A 21,950-nucleotide genomic window follows, 5' to 3' on the forward strand; every position below is an offset into this window, starting at 1 on the left:
AACTTTGGATATTAATACTAAAGCTATAATGAGAAATGCCTTTAGGGTAACTAAAAAAAGAGGGAAAACTGCTATTAGAATAAGAGTTCCAGGAGGACACTTACCTGTAAAGTATTTTGATGTGTTAAAAGAAGTGGCAGAGAAGTATGGGAATGGATCTGTGCATATGACTACGAGGCAGGGGTTTGAAATCACAGATATAGATTTTGATAAAATGGAAGAGGTTAATAAACTAATCCAGCCTGTAATTGAGGGATTAGATATAAATCAGCCTAATGCACCAAAAACTGGGTATGCAGCTGCAGGGACAAGAAATGTAGCTTCTTGCATAGGAAATAGGGTATGTCCTTTTGCGAATTATGATACAACTGCACTAGCACAAAGGATTGAAAAAGCCATTTTCCCAAACCACTATCATGTAAAGGTAGCCGTAACAGGATGTCCTAATGATTGCATTAAGGCTAGAATGAATGATTTTGGAGTTTTAGGAATGACTGAGCCTCAATATGAAAGTCATAGATGTATTTCCTGTGGTGCTTGCGTTAAAAATTGTAAAAAAAGAGTAACTGGGGCACTTAGAATGGAGAATTTCAAAGTAGAAAGAGATCATGAGAAATGCTTAGGCTGTGGAGAGTGCGTAAACAAATGTCCAACAAATGCCTGGACTAGAAGTGATAAAAAATATTACAAACTAGTTATAATGGGGAGAACAGGGAAGAAAAATCCAAGAATTGCAGAGGACTTTATTAAATGGATTGACGAAGATTCAATAATAAAAATAATCTTAAATACCTATAAATATGTAGATAAATATATTGATAAGGATGCACCTAACGGTAAAGAGCATGTAGGTTATATAGTTGATAGAACAGGATATCAAGTTTTTAAGGATTTTGTACTAGAGGGTGTTAATCTCCCTGAAATTGCAGAGGTTGCAAATAATATTTACTGGAAGTAATAAAGCAAATTCAATATGTAGGAAATCAAAGTCAGGACTAACTAATAAATGAAAATTACCTTGGTGTTCTTATAACTTTTGTAAATGAATAAATTAAAATTTCGTAGTTGAAGCCATGAATAATAGAGCAGGTTATGTTTCTAATTATTCATGGCTTTTTATAGTATATAGCCTTTGTAAATTGAATAGTAGTCCTTAAACTATCAGTTTAAGAAGGATAATTGATGTAAAAGGTAATTTCTATATAAATAAAATCAGAATAAATAACAATAATATAAGGTTTAATGTTACTGAAAGTTTTTTCTTATTTACAAGGGGAAGGTGAAATTTCTCCAGTAACCTTTCCATAGTTGCAATATATACCTTGTTTCCGTCAAGAGAAGGCAAAGGTAATAGATTCGTAAGACCTAGAGTTAAATTTACTATGGTGAGAAAAAATAAAAAGAAAGTACCTTTCATGGAATGAAATAAGGTAGATAGACTATTTTCTAAGATATAAATTCTTTTTAAGCTTATAATGCGAAAGCTTTGAATAATTATATGTGATACATTCATTAGAGCTGTTTTTAGTAGGTCAAAGTTAAAATCTAAGGAAGCTAGTAAACATAAAGTAAACACTAAAAAGTTAAAGGCTACCCCGGATAAACATATTATATAAATCTCTAATAGATTTAGTCTTTCATATTTTAATTCATTATTATAAATATAGCCGCCTAGGGGAAATAATCTTATTTGAAATTCTGTGCCATGTCTAAAAAAAGAATATAACTTTGGACCAACTCCTATACAAAATTCATAAACAGGGACCTTGAAGAGCTTAGAAGTCATATAATGCCCTAATTCATGAATTAAAATTGAAGCAAAAAGTACAACATAAATGATAAAAAAATCCATAATTCCCCCTATACTCAAGTGGTTATAATTCATTTTTATTCATAACCTAAGGTGATTATAACTTATTATGGCACTTAATAAGCTAATTAGCATAAGAATAAAGAAAGGTAACTAAAATAATAAAGGTGTGATTTCTTACACCTCTGAAAAGTACAAATATTTTAAAGCCCCTATTATACAGTAATTAGAATTTTATGATTGTATTTACTAAGGTTAATTAGCTTCATAAAAAAATAAGTGCGGACTTCGGAAGCCGCACAAATACTATATATTTATAAGAATATAAGAATATAACAACATGTATTTACATATTGTTATATTCTATTACTAATAAACCATATTTCTATCTAGTAATGCTTTCATTTGAATCAATAGATACTTCTTTATTAAAAGATTCTCTATCAAAATCACCTACAGCATCAGCAACAAGAAGTGATACCACAGAGGCACCAGTTACATTTGTAGCTGTTCTTGCCATATCAACAACTGTATCTATTCCAAGTAATAGTGCAATTCCCTCTACAGGTAGACCCATAGCTGCAAGAACTACAGTAGTCATTATTGAAGCTGTACCAGGGACACCAGCTGTACCGATAGATGCAATGGTTGTTACTAGTATTAAAGTGATGTAATTTACTAAGGTGAAGTTATGTCCAAATACATTAGCAACGAAAATTGCAGCCATAACAGGGTAAAGACCACCACAAGCATTCATTCCCATTGTAGCACCCATAGGAGCTACGAAAGAGGCTATTTTATTTGAGATTTTAACGTTATCGGTTAAAGCTCTAATTGTCACTGGTAAAGTACCATAACTGCTTCTTGTGGTAAAAGCAACTACTTGAGGCTCATAGATTTTCTTTAAGAATTTTATTGGGTTAACTTTAGCCACGAAAGCTAAAAGAGAACCATGTACTAATATAATTTGAAGTGCACAAGCTATATATATTGCAACTATAACTTTAGCAAGTGGAATTAGTGTAGCTATACCGTACTTACTAGCAACTCCAGCCATTAAAGCATAAACTCCATAAGGGGTAAGTTTTAAAACCATTTTTGTTATTCTAAACATAATTGTTGCAAAGGAATCAAAAAGATTTTTAACTGCTTCCACCTTTTCTGGCTTTCTTGAACCCTCAATTATTATTGCTATACCAATTAGTATTGAGAATATTATAACTGGAATTATCTTTCCGTTAGCCATTTCATTAACCGGGTTAGATGGTATCATGTCAACTAATACCTTTGTAAAGGTTGGAACTTCTTTTGCTTTAAAACTTGCATCTTCTACAAACTTAATGCCATTTCCAAGGTTAAAAACAAGGGCAACCACAATTCCAATTACAGTAGCAGCTGCAGTAGTACCCATTAAATAAGCTAGTGTTCTAGTGCCAATCTTTTTAAGCTTTGATGGACTTTCAAGAGAAGCTATACTAGTTATAACTGATGATACTACTAGAGGTATTACAATCATCTTAATTAAGTTAACATACATAGAACCTACTGGTTCAATTAAAGATATATTTCCACTGAAAACTGTACCTACAACAACACCTAATACCATAGAAATAAGGACTCTATTACCAAAAGAAACATTTTTCTTCTTTAAAAACATAAGAATTGAAAAAATGACAACTGAAACTATTAAACTTATATAATTCATCATTATACGATTTCCTCCTAATTTTTTTATTTGTGACTTACAACTAAATCAAATAATTTTACAATAAGCAAATATGTTAGGACTAAGCTTGTACATCGATTTAGTTTGATTAAATTAATACTTAAAAAGATAAAGCGATTTTTTACATAAAAAGCCTATATTTATTAAAAAGCTAATTTACAAGGTTAGTGTTTTATTGAGATTTAAGAAGGCTATAAACACCGGTAAATTAATAGCACGCAATCCTTGTTTTGCAAAGCATTTTGACGTCTTAAATATTTTACAAAACAAAAAACTCCCACCTCTGTAAAAACAGAGGCAGAAGTAATATTCCGCGGTTCCACTCTGATTAAGTAATTAATACTCATCTCTTTTTAAGCACTACCATGCTCTATCCCTATAACGGGGGAATCCGTAATATCCTACTTCAACATTTTTATTTAATGTTAATTTCGGTATTAAGCTCATAGGGGCACTTCAGTATTATTCTTACATAAAACTCTCTCACCAAATGAGCTTCTCTCTGTATGAATCCTAATACTTACTTTTCCTAATCACAGCATTTATTAATTAATAAGAGTTATCTTACAAAAAGGATTATATAATTTAAAAAAATAAAAGTCAACATATTTTTTATAAAATTATTTCTGGTAATATTTATGTGATAGAATTATAAATATAGTAGAATAGTCGAAATAGGGTCGATATACTATAATAAATACATTATAGTATGAGAAATTTTTTTGTACTATTTAAAGTAATTTTATAAATTATAAGTTCAATTGAATTTATATATATGAATTATACTTTAACATGTAACTCTAGATAGAATTAGTAATTGATTAGGAGTAGTTTTATGAAAGTAAATAAAAGAGTTTGTGTATATTCTTGTTTTATAGCAATAGGAATTTTGACTTTCTTTTTAATTGAATTGTGTAAAGTTAATTCATTAAAGGTAGAGCAAATATACTCTAATTATGTATTTCTTTTTATTGCAAAAGCATTGGGAAAAATATTTGGGTTGCTTCCTTTTTCCTTATGGGAGTTAATCTATGTAGCTTTACTCTCAATTCCCTTTTATGTGTTTTTAAAGCTTATTTATGTATTAATAAGAAGACCTAAAGAAATAAAATTATATGCATTAAAGTACACTAGAACCTTAATTATGGTGCTAGTACCAGCTTATTTTTTATTTAACTTTTTGTGGGCATTCAATTACTATAGAGAACCATTAGTAAATATCTTAGGACTTAATTATCCTGGATTTGAAAAAAATGACTTAATTGAATTATCTAAGGAATTTATATATAAGGCTAATGAATTAAGAGAAAATCTGCCGGAAGATGTTAATGGAGTATTTTACCTAAATCAAACCTTCTCTGAGTTAAGTGAAAATGCGGAGAATGGATTTGAATATGTAAAGTTGGTAAATATGAATTTAGGTAAAAGGTATTTTAATACTAAGCCTGTAGTTTTGTCTAAACTTATGAGTTATACAGGGATCACCGGAATGTATTCTCCTTTCACTGGGGAAGCTAATATAAATATAGATATTCCAAAAACAACTTTACCAGTTACTATATGTCACGAGCAAGCTCACCAAAGAGGAATTGCAAAAGAGGAAGAAGCAAATTATGTAGCTTATTTGGCTTGTATTAATAATCCAAATAAAGAATTTCAGTATTCAGGATATTACTTAGCGTTAAACTATCTTATGAATGACCTCTATCAGATGGATAAGGAAGAATACAATAAACTTAAAAGTCTATATAGTGAAAAACTAAGAAGAGATTTGAATTATAGTTATAACTATTGGAAAGCAAAAGAAGGGCCTATTGAAAAAATATGGGATAAAGTTAATGATAGCTACCTAAAATCTAATAATCAAAGTGCCGGAGTGTCAAGTTATGGTTTTATGACAAAGTTACTGTTAGCGGAGTTTAAAAACAGAATAGAAAATTAGTATAAATGTGTAGACCTTTATAGGGGCATAGATTCTAGGTGTCAATATAAAGGTTTATACATTTTTTTATATAGAAAATTAAGTTCTTTGCCTGAAAATATTGCAACTAAGCCTTGTGATTCAGGTTTTGAAATACTAGTAAAAAGATATGAAGATAATGGTTTTTTTAAAAAGGTAAAGAATACAAAATTAATTACTTTTAAATTAAAAGTAGATATATATAAATTTATAAAGTTACTTTATACAAGACTGGTTTAAGAATTAATAAGGGAATATAAATACTAAATAAAACAAATTTAATATTTATACAGTTAAACATAGTTCAAATTAATTATGTATTAATAGTAAAGAATAAGTTAAAAATGTTAAAATTTTAAAAAACCTCTTTTAATTTTCTGAAATATATAATAATATAAATATACGAACAATACAAATATATAAAATGTTAATATTCGTATTGAAACTGAAATTTAGAGGTGATAAGGTGGAAAATCAAATTATTACTGCTTATGTAGAAAAAAAAGCGAACTTTCAAAATGAGGCATTAACTATTAAAAATGAGATAAATCAACTATTAGGTATAAAAACTGTTGAAAAAGTGAGGATAATTAATAGGTACAACATAGAGGGTATTTCAAAGGAACAATATGAGTTAGTAAAATATACAGTTTTATCTGAAATAAATATAGATGATATTTACACTGATAAAATTAATCTAAATGATTGTAAATATTTTGTTTCAGAATATTTACCTGGTCAGTACGATCAAAGGGCGGATTCAGCTGCTCAGTGTATTCAATTAATTACTCAAAGTGAAATGCCTAAAATTAAAACTGCTAAGATCTTTGCATTTTATGGAAAGGTAGCCCGTGAAGATTTAGAAAAAATTAAAGATTATTACATAAATAAAGTAGACTCAAGAGAAACAACACTTGAAAATAATAACAGCTTAATTAACCACATTTCAATAGATAATACTTCCCAAACAATAGAAATCATTGATGATTTTAATGAGAAAAATGAAAATGAGTTAAGTATATTCCTTAAGGAATTTGGACTATCAATAACCTTAGATGACTTAAAACTAATTCAGGATTATTTTAAAAATGAAGAAAAACGAAATCCAACCATAACTGAGCTTAAAGTTATTGATACTTATTGGTCAGATCATTGTAGACATACTACCTTTTCAACAAATCTTAAAAATATAACCTTCGAAGAAGGAACTTTAAATAATCCAGTTAAAAAAGCCTATGAAATTTATAAAAGCTATAGATCAGATTTATATAAAGAAAAAGAAAAGCCAATAACTTTAATGGATATTGCAGTAATTGGGATGAAGAAACTTAAAAATCAAGGTAAGCTACAAAATTTAGACTCTTCTGATGAAATTAATGCATGTAGCATTATAGTAGATGTTGATGTTGAAGGTAAAAAAGAAAAGTATGTAGTGATGTTTAAGAATGAAACTCATAACCATCCTACTGAAATAGAGCCTTTTGGGGGTGCTTCAACTTGTATTGGAGGGGCTATAAGAGATCCACTATCTGGTAGAAGTTATGTATATCAAGCAATGAGAATTACTGGAAGTGGAGATCCAAGAAGCCCTATTTCAAAAACCTTAAGAGGAAAACTTCCTCAAAGAAAAATTACAAGAGAAGCTGCTAGGGGCTATAGTAGTTATGGAAATCAAATTGGTCTTGCAACTGGTTTTGTTAAAGAAGTATATCATGAAGGCTACACAGCAAAAAGAATGGAAGTAGGAGCGGTGATTGGAGCTGCACCCTATGAGAATATAGTGAGAAGTAAACCTGTACCAGGAGATTTAATAATCTTATTAGGAGGAAGAACAGGTAGAGATGGAATTGGAGGAGCATCAGGATCTTCTAAAATTCATACTGAAACTTCCATTAATACTAGTAACGCAGAAGTTCAAAAGGGTAATGCTCCAACAGAAAGAAAGATACAAAGGTTATTTAGAAATAATGAAGTTACCAAACTTATAAAGAAATGCAATGATTTTGGGGCTGGTGGAGTATCAGTTGCAATTGGAGAGTTAGCAGATGGATTAAAAATAAATTTAGATTTAGTACCTAAAAAGTATGCAGGTTTAGATGGAACTGAGATTGCAATTTCTGAGTCACAAGAGAGAATGGCAGTAGTTGTTTCAAAAGGTGATGCTGACAAGTTTATAACTCTAGCAAATGAAGAAAATCTTGAAGCAACCATAGTGGCACAGGTAACAGAGGAACATAGAGTCGTTATGGAATGGAATGGACAAACAATCTTAAATTTAAGCCGTGAATTTTTGAACACCAATGGTGCTCCTAGTTTTAATGATGTCTTAGTTCAAAGTCCTAAGGAAAGTGACAACTATTTTGCAAACAAGGAAAATCATAACCTTACCCTTAAAGCAGAATTAACAAAGGTATTAGGAGATTTAAATGTATGCTCTCAAAAAGGGCTTGTAGAAATGTTTGACTCCTCAATTGGAGGAGGAACAGTATTCATGCCTTTTGGAGGAAATACACAAGAAACACCATCAGAAGCTATGGTTTGTAAAATACCTACCCTAAAAGGTGAAACTAAAACTGGTACTGTGATGGCTTATGGATTTAATCCTGAGTTATCTTCCTGGAGTACTTTCCATGGAAGCATGTACGCAGTGGTTGAAAGTATTTCTAAGGTTATAGCTTCAGGGGCTAAATTAGAAAGTACATATCTAACTCTACAAGAGTACTTTGAGAGATTAGGTAGTGACCCAAGTAAATGGGGAAAACCTTTCTCGGCGCTTTTAGGAGCACTATATGCTCAGCATAGCTTAGAAGTTGCAGCCATAGGTGGTAAGGATAGTATGTCAGGTACTTTCGAAGATTTACATGTACCACCAACTTTAATTTCCTTTGCAGTAGGCACTTTAGATGTAGAAAAAGCTATTAGTGGAGATTTTAAGGAAAGCGGAAGTAAAGTTGTAATATTACCAAGTAGGTTAGATGAAAATTTCGTAGTTGATTTTTCGAAATTAAAGAAGAACTTTAAGTGTGTATCAGAGCTTATTGATAAAAACCTGGTGTTGTCCTCATATACAGTAACCTACGGAGGAGTTATTGAAGGTATATCAAAAATGGCCTTCGGAAGTGAAGTTGGGTTTGAATTTAGACCAAGTACAAAGCTTGAAGAAATAAGAGATTATACCTATGGAAGTATAATTTTAGAGATAAAAAAAGAAGAAGCTTTAGAGCTATTGGAATTAGTAGAATACGAAGTGCTTGGCAGAACTTTAGAGGAATCAGTTATTAAGCTTCGAGAGGAAAGTATAGATATAAAAGAGCTTAAGAAAATATATTGTCAGCCTTTAGAAAAGGTGTTTCCAACGGATTATGAAGAAAGTCAGAGAATAAATTTTCAGTTTGATAGAGATATCCCAGTAAACTTTATCAAAAGTAACAACACTGCAAGAAAAGATATACAAAGATTTGGTGAGGGTAAGAAAAATGAAAGCTCTTTATTAATTGATTTACCGAAGCCGAAGATAGTTATACCTGTGTTCCCAGGAACTAATTGTGAGTATGATTGTGAAAGAGCCTTTATTAAAGCTGGCGGAGATGTTAAACAGTTAGTATTTAATAATTTAAGTCCAGAGCATATTGAAGAGTCCATATTAGCACTTGAAAGTGAAATTAGATCTTCTCAAATAATCATGCTTCCTGGAGGCTTTAGTGCAGGGGATGAACCTGATGGTTCAGGTAAGTTTATAAATGCCATATTTAGAAATAAGAGAATTAGTGAAGCTACTATGGATTTACTTAAAAATAGAGATGGTTTAATTCTCGGAATTTGCAATGGGTTCCAGGCCTTAATAAAGCTAGGGCTTGTAACCTATGGAGAAATTAGAGATTTAGAAGAGAATAGCCCAACTTTAATATCTAATGCCATTGGAAGACACATATCCTGCATGGTGAATACTAAAGTAATAAATAATAGTTCACCTTGGCTTCATGGAGTAGATTTAGGAGAAGTTCATAGCATTCCAGTTTCCCATGGCGAAGGACGTTTCTATTGTAGTGAGGAAATGGTGAATAGATTATTAAATAACAATCAAATTGCAACTCAGTATGTAGATAGTTTTGGCAATCCAACCTATGATATTAAATTTAATCCTAATGGTTCTACCTATGCTATTGAAGGTATTACTAGCCCTGACGGAAGAGTTTTTGGAAAAATGGGACATAGCGAAAGATATGATAATAATGTATTTAAAAATATTAAGGGAAACTTTGATCAAAAGATTTTCCAAAGTGGAGTTAATTATTATAAATAGGAGGAAGAGAAATGAAAGTAGCAATTATTTTTGGCAGCAAGTCTGATGTGGATGTAATGAGAGGTGCGGGGAAATGTTTAAAGGAATTTAATGTGGAGTATAGTGCTCATGTACTATCAGCTCATAGAGTTCCTGAAAAGCTAGAAGAAGTTTTAAAAGAGTTAGAGGCTCAAGGTTACGAGGTAATAATTGCAGGTGCAGGCCTTGCAGCTCACTTACCAGGAGTTATAGCTTCAAAAACTGTACTTCCTGTAATTGGAGTACCAATAAAGGCAGCTATTGGGGGGTTAGACTCTTTATATTCTATAGTACAAATGCCTAAGTCTATTCCAGTAGCAACTGTTGGAATTAATAACAGCTATAATGCAGCTATGCTTGCAGTGGAGATATTATCTATAAAATATCCTGAACTGAAAGAAAAATTATTAAATTATAGAAAAACAATGAAAGAGAACTTTATAAGAGAAAATCAAGAAGGAGTGGAGCTATAATGGATAATAAAAATTTCTTGTATGAGGGTAAGGCTAAAAAGATATATAAAGGAGAAAAGGATGACGAAGTAATTATATATTATAAAGATGATGCAACAGCTTTTAATGGTGAGAAAAAAGCTTCAATTAACTCAAAAGGAATCCTTAATAATAGTATTACTTCCATTATCTTTGATATGTTAAGAGAAAATGGCATAGAAAGTCACTTCATAAAGAAGCTAAGTGATAGAGAACAGTTATGTAAAAAAGTTGAAATCGTTCCAGTTGAAGTTATTGTAAGAAATGTTGCCGCTGGAAGTATGGCGAAAAGATATGGTCTTGAAGAAGGTACAGAGCTTAAAACTACAGTTCTTGAAATAAGCTATAAAAATGATGCTCTAGGTGATCCCCTAATGAATGATTATCATGCAGTAGCTATGGGATTAACTACCTTTGATGAGTTAAATCATATATATTCTCAAGCGGAAAAAATAAATGAAATTCTTAGTGATTTCTTTAAAAAACAAAATATCAAGCTTGTAGATTTTAAATTAGAGTTTGGAAGATATAAGGGTGAAGTTATTTTAGCTGATGAAGTTTCGCCAGATACTTGCAGACTTTGGGACATGAACACAGGGGAGAAGTTAGATAAAGATAGATTTAGAAGAGAACTTGGAGACTTAGTAGAAGGATATACAAAAATTTTAGAAAGAATTAACGGATAGTACTTTAAGTGGTATTCAGGAGGAAAAATATGGAGTTGTTATTACAAAGGCCTTATGAGTGTTACGATGAGGATAAATTTCATGACGAGTGTGGAGTATATGGAATTTTTAGTAAGTCACCACAGATTAATGTAGCCAAAAGAACTTATTATGGCCTATACGCTCTTCAACATAGAGGGCAAGAAAGTGCAGGAATTGTAACCTGTGATGGGAAGTCTATGAATTGCCATAAAGGTATGGGTCTGGTATCAGAAGTTTTTAATAATGAGATTATTAATGGTCTTCAAGGGCATTCTGCCATTGGACATGTAAGATATTCAACAGCAGGAGATAGTGTACTAAAAAATGCTCAACCAGTTTTAGGTGAGTTTAAACTGGGTAGTATTGCTATTGCACATAATGGTAATTTGATAAATGCAGATATTATAAGAGAACTTTTAGAAGATTCAGGTGTTGTGTTTCAAACCTCTATAGATTCTGAAGTAATATTAAATTTAATTGCTAAAGGATCAGGAAAAGGGATTCTCAAAAGTATAATTGATACCATGCAAGCAATAAAAGGCTCTTTTGGTATTGTAATTTTAACTGAAAATGAATTAATAGGAGTTAGAGATCCTTATGGAATAAGACCACTATGTCTTGGCGAAATAGATGGGAACTATATAATCGCCTCAGAAAGTTGTGCTTTTGATGCTACAGGTGGAAACTTTATTAGAGACATCGAACCAGGAGAAATTGTGGTTATTAATGAACAGGGAATTAAATCCTATAACTTTGGAGAAAAGACAAAATGTGCTACTTGCTCTTTTGAGTACATTTATTTTGCAAGGCCAGATACTATTATTGATGGTATTTCTGTTAATGATTCAAGAGTAAAAGCAGGAATCAAGCTTTTTGAAGAGCATCCAATTGAGGCAGATGTAGTTATAGGGGTTCCAGATTCAGGAATGCCAGCAGCAATTGGTTTTTCAAAAGCTTCAAAAATTCCCTTTGAAATTGGGTTAATTAAGAATAGATATATAGGAAGAACTTTTATTGCACCTAATCAAGAGGAAAGAGAAAGCGCAGTAAATGTAAAATTGAATGTATTAAAAGAAAGTGTTGAAGGTAAATCAGTAGTATTAATAGATGATTCCATAGTTAGAGGAACAACCAGTAAAAGACTTGTAGAACTATTAAAAAATGCAGGTGCCAAAGAAGTTCATTTTAGAGTTTGTTCTCCAGTTGTAAAGTATCCTTGCTATTTTGGTATTGACACTCCTTATAGAGATGCTTTAATTGGAAGTCAACTTGAAATTCATGAAATAAAAGAAGCTATTGGAGCAGATAGTTTAGAGTATTTATCTACAGAGGGTTTATATGAATGTCTTGGCAAAAGTGAAGGTTTTTGTACAGGCTGTTTCCATGGAAAGTATCCAATATCAGCACCAGTTAAGGAATGTAATGGAGAGGAGAATTAACTATGATTTCATATAAAGATGCAGGAGTTAATATTGAAGAGGGCTATAAGGCGGTTACTTTGATGAAAAATTATACTGTTAAAACTTATACAAAAGGAGTACTAAACGGCATTGGTAGCTTTGCAGGCATGTTTGAACTAGGAGCAGGATATAAAAATCCTGTACTAGTTTCAGGCACAGATGGGGTTGGTACAAAGCTGCAAATTGCTATTTCTTTAAATAAGTTTGATAGCATTGGCATAGATTGTGTAGCAATGTGTGTTAACGACATTTTATGTCACGGTGCTAAACCACTATTTTTCTTAGATTACATTGCTTGTGGTAAATTAGATGCAATCATTGCAAGTGATATTGTTAAAGGAGTTTCTGAAGGATGTATTCAAAGTGGAGCTGCTTTAATAGGTGGAGAAACAGCTGAAATGCCAGGAATGTATAACATAGGGGATTATGATGTAGCCGGATTTGCACTAGGAATTGTTGAGAAGGACAAAATTATTGATGGTAGTGAAATAGCTGATGGAGATGTACTAATAGGAGTAGCTTCTAGTGGAGTTCACAGCAATGGATTCTCTTTAGTTAGAAAATTAGTAACTAATTATGATGAAAAACTAGGAGAAAAAACTTTAGGAGAAATCCTTTTAGAACCCACAAGGATTTATGTAAGTACCATTTCAAGTGTTATGAAGGATTTTAGTATTAAAGGTATGGCACATATTACTGGTGGTGGGTTTTATGAAAACATTCCAAGAATGTTTAAGGGGGACTTTACTGCAATAATTAATAAAAATAGTTATGAGCTTCCTGAAATATTTAAATATCTTATGAATAAAGGTGTTGCTGAAGAACAAATGTATAACACTTTTAATATGGGCATAGGAATGGTTTTAGCCGTAGATAAATCTATAGCAAAAGAAGTATTGAATGCTCTTAATGCTTTAAATGAAAAGGCCTATGAAATTGGATATGTACAAGCCGGAGGTGAAGGGGTTTGTTTAAAGTAGCGGTTCTAGTATCTGGCGGAGGTTCTAATCTTCAAAGCATAATAGATAGTATTTCAACAGGGTACTTAAAAGACGTATCAATTGAGTATGTAATAAGTGATAAAGGAGATGCTTTTGCTTTAGAAAGAGCAAAAAATGCCGGCATTAAAACTTTAGTTATTGAAAGAAACGCACATAAACAAACTTTAAGCGAGGAAATTTATAAGGTTTTAAAGGGAAATGTTGACTTAATCGTATTGGCAGGTTTTTTATCTATAATAAAAGGTACCTTACTAGAAGAATTTAAAAATAAAATTATAAATATTCACCCATCTTTGATACCAAGCTTCTGTGGAAAAGGAATGTATGGGTTAAAGGTCCACGAAGCAGCCATAAATTATGGGGTAAAGGTAAGTGGGTGTACAGTGCATCTTGTTGAAGAGGATACTGATGCAGGTGCTATAGTTCTTCAAAGGACTGTAGAGGTTCTTGCTGAAGATACTAAGGAAACTTTACAAAAAAGAATTCTTGTGGAAGAGCATAAGGCTCTTCCAGAGGCTATTAAGCTTTTTTCAGAGAATAAAATTAGTGTTGCTGGTAGACACGTAATAGTAAAGGAGTAATTAAGATGATTAAGAGAGCTTTAATAAGTGTATACGATAAAACTAACATTATAACTTTTGCTAATTTTTTAGTGAGTAATGGAGTGGAGCTTATCTCTACTGGAGGAACCTATAAGTTATTAAAGGAAAAGGGACTTCCTGTAAAGGAAGTTTCTGAAGTCACTAATGCAGAAGAAATGCTAGATGGAAGAGTTAAAACCCTTCATCCTAAGATTCACGGTGGAATTTTAGCAATAAGGAACAATGAGAATCATATGGAAACTTTAAATGCTAGAGAAATTCAAACCATTGATTTAGTATGTGTAAACCTATATCCTTTCTTTGATAAATTAGAAGAAAATCTTTCCTTTGAAGAGATGATCGAATTTATTGATATTGGTGGCCCTACTATGCTAAGAAGTGCAGCTAAGAATTTCCAAGATGTAGTGGTTGTAAGCCAAATTGAAGATTATAGAACTATTATGGCAGAGATAGAAAACCAAGGGGAAGTTACTTACTCCACAAGAAGAAGGTTGGCAGCAAAGGTGTTTAACTTAACTTCCTCTTATGATGCAGCTATTGCAAATTATCTTTTCAAAGAAGAAGGACTTTCTAATCCAAAATACTTATCTTTATCTTATGAGAAACTTGAGGATTTAAGGTATGGAGAAAACCCTCATCAAAATGCTGCAATTTATAAGAGAACAGATAAAAATGGAATGATGAATAATATAGAAATATTAAATGGAAAACAACTTTCCTATAACAATATAAAGGATATGGACATTGCATGGAAGGTAGTTAATGAGTTTGAAGAAACAGCATGTTGTACTTTAAAACATAACACTCCTTGTGGTGTAGCTTTAGGAGAAACCCCTGAAGAAGCATATACAAAAGCATTTAGTTGTGATGAGGTATCAATTTATGGAGGTATTGTAGCTTTAAATAATAAAGTTAACAAATTAGCTGCTCTTGAAATGGTAAAAACCTTCTTAGAAATTGTTATTGCTCCCGATTTTGATGAAGAAGCTCTTGAAGTACTAAAAACTAAGAAAAATCTAAGAGTTATAAAATGTACAACATCTCCACAGGATGAAATAGAAGTTGTTTCTGTTGATGGCGGAATTCTTCTTCAGGATGTAGATAAAAAAATATATGAAGAGTTAAAGGTAGTGACAAAAACTGCACCTACTGATGATGAGATGGAAAACTTAGTGTTTGGAATGAAGGTAGCTAAATATGTAAAATCTAATGCTATTGTGGCAATCAAAGATAAAATGGCGAAGGGTATTGCTGGAGGCCAGGTTAATAGAATTTGGTCAACTGTGCAAGCACTTGACAGGGCTAAAGATGGTGTAGTTCTGGCTTCTGATGGATTTTTCCCATTTAGAGACTGTGTTGAAGAAGCAAATAAATGCAACATAAAGGCCATAATCCAACCTGGTGGCTCTGTAAGAGATAAGGAAAGCATAGAAGCTTGTGAGGAATATGGGATAGCTATGGTTATTACTGGAACTAGGCATTTTAAACATTAATAGGAGATGATTAAATGAGAGTACTTTTAATTGGCAGTGGTGGAAGAGAACATGCCATTGCTTGGAAACTAAGCCAAAGTAACAAAGTGGGAAAAATATATTGCGCTCCTGGCAATGGTGGAACAGCAAGGGAAGAAAAGTGTGAAAATGTTGATATAACTAGTAATGAGGGATTATTAAAATTTGCTCTGGAAAATAGCATTGATATAACAGTAGTAGGACCTGAAGCACCACTTTGTGAAGGTATAGTAGATTTATTTTTAGAAAATAATCAAAAAATATTCGGGCCTTCCTTAGCCGGAGCTAACCTCGAGGGAAGTAAAATTTTTGCCAAGGAATTTATGAAAAAATATAATATCAACACTGCTGAATATAGCACTTTTCTTAATCCTTATGATGCTATGAAGTATATTGAAAAGTGTAAATTTCCAGTAGTACTAAAAGCTGATGGTTTAGCTGCAGGTAAGGGAGTAATTATTGCTAACAACTATGAAGAGGCTAAAGTTGCTATAGAAGAATTTATGGTTTCAGATAGTTTAAAGGGTGCAGGAAAATCTATTGTAATAGAGGAATTTTTGCAAGGGGTAGAAGCATCTATTTTAGCTATAACTGATGGAAATACAATAATACCCTTTGTATCTTCTAAAGATCATAAAGCCATATTTGATGGGAACCTAGGACCTAATACTGGTGGCATGGGTACTATAGCACCAAATCCTTATTGCACAGAAAAAGTACTAGAAGATTTTAAAGAAAAAATTATGCTTCCAACTCTTCAAGGACTTAAACAAGAGAAGCTTTACTATAAAGGTATTATATTTTTCGGCTTAATGATAGCCAATGAAGATGTTTATCTTTTAGAATATAATGTGAGGATGGGAGATCCAGAAACTCAAGTTGTACTACCATTAATGGAAAATGATTTTATGGAGCTAATAATAGCAGCGTTAGAAGATAATTTACACAACACGGAGGTAAAGTTTAAAAACCAATATGCTTGTTGCATTATAGCTGCATCTAAAGGTTACCCTAATAAATATGATACAGGAAAATGTATAGAAATTTCAAATCAAGGTCCTGAAAAGGTATTTATAGCTGGAGGAAAAGAAGCCAACAAAAACTTACTTACTAGCGGAGGACGAGTTCTTGGAGTTACTGCTCTTGGAAAATCCTTAGAAGAAGCCAGATCAAATGCTTATAATGGAATAAAGAATGTGGACTTTGAGGGAATTTATTATAGACAGGACATAGGATTGTAGTTAATTCACCTATAAAAGCACCGTTAGTATAGCGTTAAAACTATATTAAAGGTGCTTTTTAATTTAAAATAAATTTATTAATTGAATAACAAAGGGTGCTAAAATAGGTAAGAATATGGCGGGTAAAAGGTTTGCAACCTTTATTTTAGTTACCCCTAAAAGATTAAGTCCTAAACCTACTATAATTAAGCTTCCACAAGCAGTCATGTTTGCAATTACAGAAGTTGAAAGTACAGGGCTTAAAAAGGAAGCGCATAGAGTTATAATTCCCTGATATATAAATACTGAAACTCCAGATAACATAACTCCTATACCTAAGGTTGAAGAAAAAATAATAGCAGAAATACCATCTAGAATGGATTTTGAAAACAAAATATCATGTTTTCCTTGAAGACCACTTTCAAGAGACCCTACAATTGCCATAGCTCCTACACAATAGAGCAGGCTTGCACTTACAAAACCCTCAGAAATTTTACTTTCACTATTTTTAAATTTACTTTGAAGCCAATCGCCAAGCTTTTTAAGCATGTTATCTAAATCCACATATTCTCCAACTACCGCTCCAAGGCTCATACAAATTATGACTACAAGCATATTCTCAACTTTAAAAGCTCCAGAGATTCCTATGTACAATATGCATAAAGCAATGCCTTGCATAACGGTATTACTAACTTTTTCAGGGATTCCACCTTTAAGAAAAAGTCCAATGATTGCCCCTCCAACTATAGCTAGAAAGTTAACTATAGTACCTAACATAAAACCACCCCATTTTCATTATTAAATGACATCCATACTTATTTTACAATATAGGGGGTATAAGTCAATAAAATTTATGCTAAATAGAATAAAAGACAGGATATATTTCAAAATACTGCACAAAATTACAGATAAATAAAAACCTTTTGGTAAAATTGGTAAGTTATTAGGTTTATTTTCAATGTACCAAAACTTAAGTGTGTATCATAGTATAGTAATACGAGTAATAGTTTTGAGGGTAATTATGAGTTATACTGGAAGACTAAAAGTTGTAGCTTATGATGAAGCAGAATTTAAACCATATGTAGGAGCAAAGGTAACAATTACACCAGAAGAGGTTCAATATAAATACTACGGAACAAAGGAGGCGGTAACTGATATAAGTGGAGAGGCAGAAATTATAGACATTCCAACACCACCCACTGCTTTGTCTCAGTCTCCTAGTGATGCGGCAGGACTTGCTCCCTATAGCTCTTGGGAAGTAATGGTTGAAGCCCCAGGAAGAAGAACTATAAGAATCAAAGGAGTTCAAATATTTCCCGAAATAACATCTATTCAAAAGGTAATCCTTGAAAAAGATGAGCATCAGTTATCAATGTACAGAAGTTTAAGTAGTTTAAGTCATAGGGAAACTAGTTTATATACTGTAATCCAAATCGAGCCACACTTACTCCACGGAAGCTATGAGAAAAAGGATTTAGAAGATATGGAAAAAGAAATGTCTATAGCAAAATCTATGTTTAGAGTATTGCCAGAAGTGGTAGTACCAGACAAAATAGTTGTTCATATTGGAAACCCAGATTCTACAGGCCCAAATTATGAGGTTAGTTTTAGAGATTATATAAAAAATGTAGCTAGCAGTGAAATCTATCCAACTTGGACAGAAAACACTATTAGGGCTAATGTTCACTGCATTGTATCTTTTACCCTAAATAGAATATTTACAGAATGGTACAGGGCTAAAGGTAAAGATTTTGACATAACTAATTCTACAGCCTATGATCATTATTTTGTTTATGGTAGAAATATCTTTGAAAATATTAGTAATATCGTAGATGAAGTATTTGCCCAATACATTAAAAGACAAGGCTCAGTTCAACCTCTTTTGGCACAATACTGTGATGGAGTAAGAGCTAAGTGTCCAGGGCATCTAACTCAATGGGGAAGTAAGTATCTTGGAGACCAGGGGAAAACTCCTTATGAAATACTTACTTATTATTATGGAAAAAATATAGTTTTTGATATTTCGAAAATGATTCGTGGAATACCAAAATCATATCCAGGATATACATTAGCTGTGGGCACCAGGGGAAAAGAAGTTACTATAGTGCAAAAGTATATAAATAGAATTTCGAGAAATTTTCCTGCTATACAAAAGTTATCTTCAGATGGAATTTATGGAAATAATACAAAGCTGGCTGTACAGAATTTTCAAAGAACTTTTGGAATATATCAAAGTGGTAACGTAGATTATAAAACTTGGTATAAATTGTCTGAAGTTTATGTTGGTGTAACAAAAATGGCAGAAGCTTATGGTGAAGGAGAAAGAGAGTCTGAAGTTATCTCTTCTTATCCAGGAAGCGTTTTAGTAGTAGGCTCTAAAGGGAATAGTGTAAAACTTATACAAGATTACTTAAATCTGATACGGAGTAAATATCCATCAATAATTTACCTTATACCTGATGGAATTTTTGGTCTTAACACAAGTTCTGCTATATCTGAATTTCAAAGAATTTCAAATTTGCCCGTTACAGGGAAGGTGGATGAGGCTACATGGAATGCAGTAATTAGCGCCTATAATGATATAAAAAGTTCAACTAGCTAGCACATGAAAGCATATGATTATTATAAAATTGTTTTACTTATATAGAAATTGCTAATATTTATAGGTTTATGAATTAATCTTCTGAGTTATGAATATATTTCTTGTATATAAATGTCGAATTATGTATTGACATTTGTGTTTATTTTAATTAGAATTAAAATAATTTAATAATAGTGGATGAAAATTATTGGAGATATCAATCATTGATAACCGTAGGAGAAAGATATAAGCAATGCTAAATGTTTATATCGAAGCTTTCAGGTCACATACAATAATTTGACACAACCCTGGAGAGCCCACTTTAAAGTGGCATCAACGGAGCAACTTTATTTCAATGACAGTTTATTACAGCAATGTTAACTTTTTTCATTAAGAAGGATTTAATTATACTGTAATGTTATTGAAAAATGAACTTATTCATTATTTAAAGGAATCTTTCAGATAAAAGGACAGGGAGTAAGATAGCATTATTTCACATGCTATTTTACTCTCTGTCCTTTTTAATGTTTAAAAATCTTAAACATTAAGCAAAATAGTCTCAAGGACTTATAAACTAATTAATAGGAGGTCTTATTTATGGAAGTAAAAAAGGAAAAGGCAAAAGTAGGAGACAATAGTTCAAATAGTCTAAAAAAACAAATTGGTTTATTTGAAGCAATAACTATGGTTATTGGGATTGTTATAGGTTCAGGAATATTTTTTAAAGCTTCCGCAGTATTTGGCAATGCTGGAAGTGCTACTATGGGTATCATGGCATGGGTAATCGGTGGTGTAATAACAATAGCTTCAGCTCTTACCATTGCAGAAATTGCCACTGCAATACCTAAAACTGGTGGAGTATTTGTATATTTAAAAGAACTATATAGTGAGAAATGGGCATTCTTATTTGGATGGGTACAAAGCTTCGTTTATGTTCCTGGGGCAGTTGCAGCCTTAGCTATTGTATTTGTTACTCAAGCAACTTATTTTATTCCAATGAGTAGTACACAACAAAAAATTCTTGCAATTTTTATGATTTTCTTCATCATGATTTTAAACATTATTTCAACAAAAATTGGAAGTAAGGTTCAATTGATATCTACAATTGCTAAACTTATTCCTATAGCAATAATAATAATTTTTGGTTTGATGAAAGGAACAGTCAATAGTTTTTCACCAAGTTTAATGCAGGGAAGTACCTCAGGACTTGCGGGATTTGGAGCAGCCATTTTAGGAACTCTTTGGGCTTATGATGGATGGATTGCAGTTGGAAATATGGCGGGAGAATTAAAAAAGCCAGAGAAAGATTTGCCAAAATCTATTATAGTTGGATTATTAGTTATCATTGTAGTTTATGTTCTTATTAATCTTGCTATAATAAAAGTAATACCAGTAAGTGAAGTTATAAAATCATCAAAACCTGCTACAGATGCCTCCGTAATACTTTTTGGAAAAAGTGGAGCTAGTTTAATTGCTGCTGGTATAATGATATCAATCTTCGGAGCCCTAAATGGCTATTTAATGACTGGAGTAAGAATACCTTTTGCTATGGCACAAGATGGAGTTTTTCCTTTTGCAAAATTCTTCGGTAAAGTTAATGAGAGATTTGAAACACCTTTAAATGCTTTTATTATAGAAGTTGTTTTGGCATCTTTATATGTTCTAAGTGGTTCTTTTGAATTATTAACAAACCTTGTAATGTTTGTACTTTGGATTTTCTTTACAATGGCAGTATTTGGTGTATTTATTTTAAGAAGAAAATTCAAAAATAACCCTGCACCTTTTAGAGTACCTTTATATCCAATTACACCTATTGTGGGAGTTGCAGGAGGACTTTATATAATAATTAGTACTTTATTTACCGATACTATGTTTGCACTAGTAGGGTTAGTAATTACACTAGTAGGGTTACCGGTATATTATTTTATTAAGAAAAATAAATAAGTCTGGGAGTGAGCATATGAGATATGTTATAGTTTCCATTATAAAAGGAGCACCTGGGGATTTTAATAATAATCTTAGAAAAGAAGTTTTTCAAAAATTTGGAGCAAAATCTTCAAAGCTTCCAGCACATTTTACTATTAAAGCACCTTTTGAATACGAAGGGGATATATTAGAATTAGAAAATACCTTGAAAGAATTTTCTAAAACTGAAAAAAGTGAGCCTCTAGAAATAAAAGGTTTTGATCATTTCGATGATAGAGTTATTTTTATGAAAGTAAATATGTCAAAGGAAGCTAAAGCTGTTCATGATCGGCTAATTGATGAAATGAGTAAAATAGATTATATAGACTTTGATAAAAAAGATGGTAAAAATAAAGTGTTTCATGTAACAGTGAGCTCTAAAAGAATTCAACCTATATTCACTGAGTTATGGGAATATATAAGTAAGCTTTGTTGCGACTTCAACGGGGAATTTGATAATATTTCAATTTTTAAATGGGTAAACAATACTTGGGTGCTCCACAAAGAGTATTTACTTAAGTAGATCAATTTATAGTTAGGAATTACATTATAAACCTAGTTATACTAATTATTAAAACCTAGATACAGTAATAGG

16 protein-coding genes, 1 riboswitch and 1 other annotated feature are annotated in these 21,950 nt (G+C 31.8%); of the genes, 13 read left to right on the top strand and 3 right to left on the bottom strand.

Going from position 1 to position 21,950, the window contains the following annotated elements; all coding sequences use genetic code 11:
* The first annotated feature begins 4 nt into the window (after positions 1–4).
* Entirely contained in the window at positions 5–958 is a 954-nt protein-coding gene (gene asrC, locus J2Z44_RS02635) for a sulfite reductase subunit C (RefSeq protein WP_021284045.1), read from the top strand.
* A gap of 240 nt (positions 959–1,198) precedes the next feature.
* On the opposite strand, the gene J2Z44_RS02640 is transcribed toward asrC, so the two are convergent.
* Together J2Z44_RS02640 and J2Z44_RS02645 are read right to left on the bottom strand one after the other, a co-directional pair.
* A complete protein-coding gene (locus J2Z44_RS02640; protein WP_021284046.1) occupies positions 1,199–1,852 on the bottom strand; it encodes a site-2 protease family protein in 654 nt (217 codons plus the stop codon).
* A gap of 343 nt (positions 1,853–2,195) precedes the next feature.
* On the bottom strand, positions 2,196–3,518 hold the full coding sequence (locus tag J2Z44_RS02645; protein WP_021284047.1) for a dicarboxylate/amino acid:cation symporter: 1,323 nt from the start codon (positions 3,516–3,518) through the stop codon (positions 2,196–2,198).
* A 308-nt stretch (positions 3,519–3,826) separates the two neighbouring features.
* Positions 3,827–4,082, bottom strand: a binding site (T-box leader).
* A gap of 289 nt (positions 4,083–4,371) precedes the next feature.
* Here J2Z44_RS02645 and J2Z44_RS02650 point away from each other — a divergent pair.
* The 9 genes from J2Z44_RS02650 to purD all read left to right on the top strand — a co-directional run bounded on the left by J2Z44_RS02650 (position 4,372) and on the right by purD (position 16,830).
* Positions 4,372–5,478 carry a DUF3810 domain-containing protein gene (locus J2Z44_RS02650; RefSeq protein ID WP_021284048.1) on the top strand — a complete coding sequence of 369 codons (1,107 nt, stop codon included), beginning with the start codon at positions 4,372–4,374 and terminating at the stop codon, positions 5,476–5,478.
* Positions 5,479–5,962: 484 nt separating this feature from the next.
* Positions 5,963–9,799 (top strand): phosphoribosylformylglycinamidine synthase, encoded by a 3,837-nt coding sequence (locus J2Z44_RS02655; RefSeq protein WP_342591408.1) that lies wholly within the window; start codon positions 5,963–5,965, stop codon positions 9,797–9,799.
* 11 nt (positions 9,800–9,810) lie between these two features.
* The gene (purE, locus tag J2Z44_RS02660; protein WP_021284051.1) at positions 9,811–10,290 is read left to right on the top strand and encodes a 5-(carboxyamino)imidazole ribonucleotide mutase; all 480 of its coding nucleotides are present in this window, start codon (positions 9,811–9,813) and stop codon (positions 10,288–10,290) included.
* Positions 10,290–10,994, top strand: a complete 705-nt coding sequence (purC, locus tag J2Z44_RS02665; RefSeq protein ID WP_021284052.1) for a phosphoribosylaminoimidazolesuccinocarboxamide synthase — start codon at positions 10,290–10,292, stop codon at positions 10,992–10,994. Before purE ends, purC begins: the two co-directional genes overlap by 1 nt.
* Before the next feature lie 29 nt (positions 10,995–11,023).
* Positions 11,024–12,454: an amidophosphoribosyltransferase gene (purF, locus tag J2Z44_RS02670; protein ID WP_209649319.1), complete on the top strand. Its 1,431-nt coding sequence runs from the start codon at positions 11,024–11,026 to the stop codon at positions 12,452–12,454.
* Between the two features lie 2 nt (positions 12,455–12,456).
* Complete coding sequence (purM, locus tag J2Z44_RS02675; RefSeq protein WP_021284055.1) at positions 12,457–13,455, top strand: phosphoribosylformylglycinamidine cyclo-ligase; 999 nt, start codon at positions 12,457–12,459, stop codon at positions 13,453–13,455.
* On the top strand, positions 13,443–14,057 hold the full coding sequence (gene purN, locus J2Z44_RS02680; RefSeq protein WP_209649320.1) for a phosphoribosylglycinamide formyltransferase: 615 nt from the start codon (positions 13,443–13,445) through the stop codon (positions 14,055–14,057). Before purM ends, purN begins: the two co-directional genes overlap by 13 nt.
* A gap of 5 nt (positions 14,058–14,062) precedes the next feature.
* Positions 14,063–15,571: a bifunctional phosphoribosylaminoimidazolecarboxamide formyltransferase/IMP cyclohydrolase gene (purH, locus tag J2Z44_RS02685; protein WP_021284057.1), complete on the top strand. Its 1,509-nt coding sequence runs from the start codon at positions 14,063–14,065 to the stop codon at positions 15,569–15,571.
* A 14-nt stretch (positions 15,572–15,585) separates the two neighbouring features.
* Positions 15,586–16,830, top strand: coding sequence for a phosphoribosylamine--glycine ligase (gene purD, locus J2Z44_RS02690; RefSeq protein ID WP_021284058.1), 1,245 nt, complete (start codon positions 15,586–15,588; stop codon positions 16,828–16,830).
* Between the two features lie 63 nt (positions 16,831–16,893).
* Here purD and J2Z44_RS02695 read toward each other — a convergent pair whose 3' ends face one another.
* Positions 16,894–17,586 (bottom strand): DUF554 domain-containing protein, encoded by a 693-nt coding sequence (locus J2Z44_RS02695; protein WP_021284059.1) that lies wholly within the window; start codon positions 17,584–17,586, stop codon positions 16,894–16,896.
* 244 nt (positions 17,587–17,830) lie between these two features.
* Between J2Z44_RS02695 and J2Z44_RS02700 the strand changes: the two genes are divergently transcribed.
* The 3 genes from J2Z44_RS02700 (at position 17,831) to J2Z44_RS02710 (ending at position 21,878) form a co-directional block, all read left to right on the top strand.
* The gene (locus J2Z44_RS02700; protein ID WP_021284060.1) at positions 17,831–19,411 is read left to right on the top strand and encodes a peptidoglycan-binding domain-containing protein; all 1,581 of its coding nucleotides are present in this window, start codon (positions 17,831–17,833) and stop codon (positions 19,409–19,411) included.
* A 177-nt stretch (positions 19,412–19,588) separates the two neighbouring features.
* A riboswitch (glycine riboswitch) is annotated at positions 19,589–19,693 on the top strand.
* Positions 19,694–19,987: 294 nt separating this feature from the next.
* The gene (locus J2Z44_RS02705; RefSeq protein ID WP_021284061.1) at positions 19,988–21,334 is read left to right on the top strand and encodes an APC family permease; all 1,347 of its coding nucleotides are present in this window, start codon (positions 19,988–19,990) and stop codon (positions 21,332–21,334) included.
* A 16-nt stretch (positions 21,335–21,350) separates the two neighbouring features.
* Positions 21,351–21,878, top strand: a complete 528-nt coding sequence (locus J2Z44_RS02710; RefSeq protein WP_021284062.1) for a 2'-5' RNA ligase family protein — start codon at positions 21,351–21,353, stop codon at positions 21,876–21,878.
* Positions 21,879–21,950: the final 72 nt, after the last annotated feature.

It is taken from the genome of Clostridium punense, from assembly GCF_017874425.1.
Classification (GTDB): domain Bacteria; phylum Bacillota; class Clostridia; order Clostridiales; family Clostridiaceae; genus Clostridium_J; species Clostridium_J punense.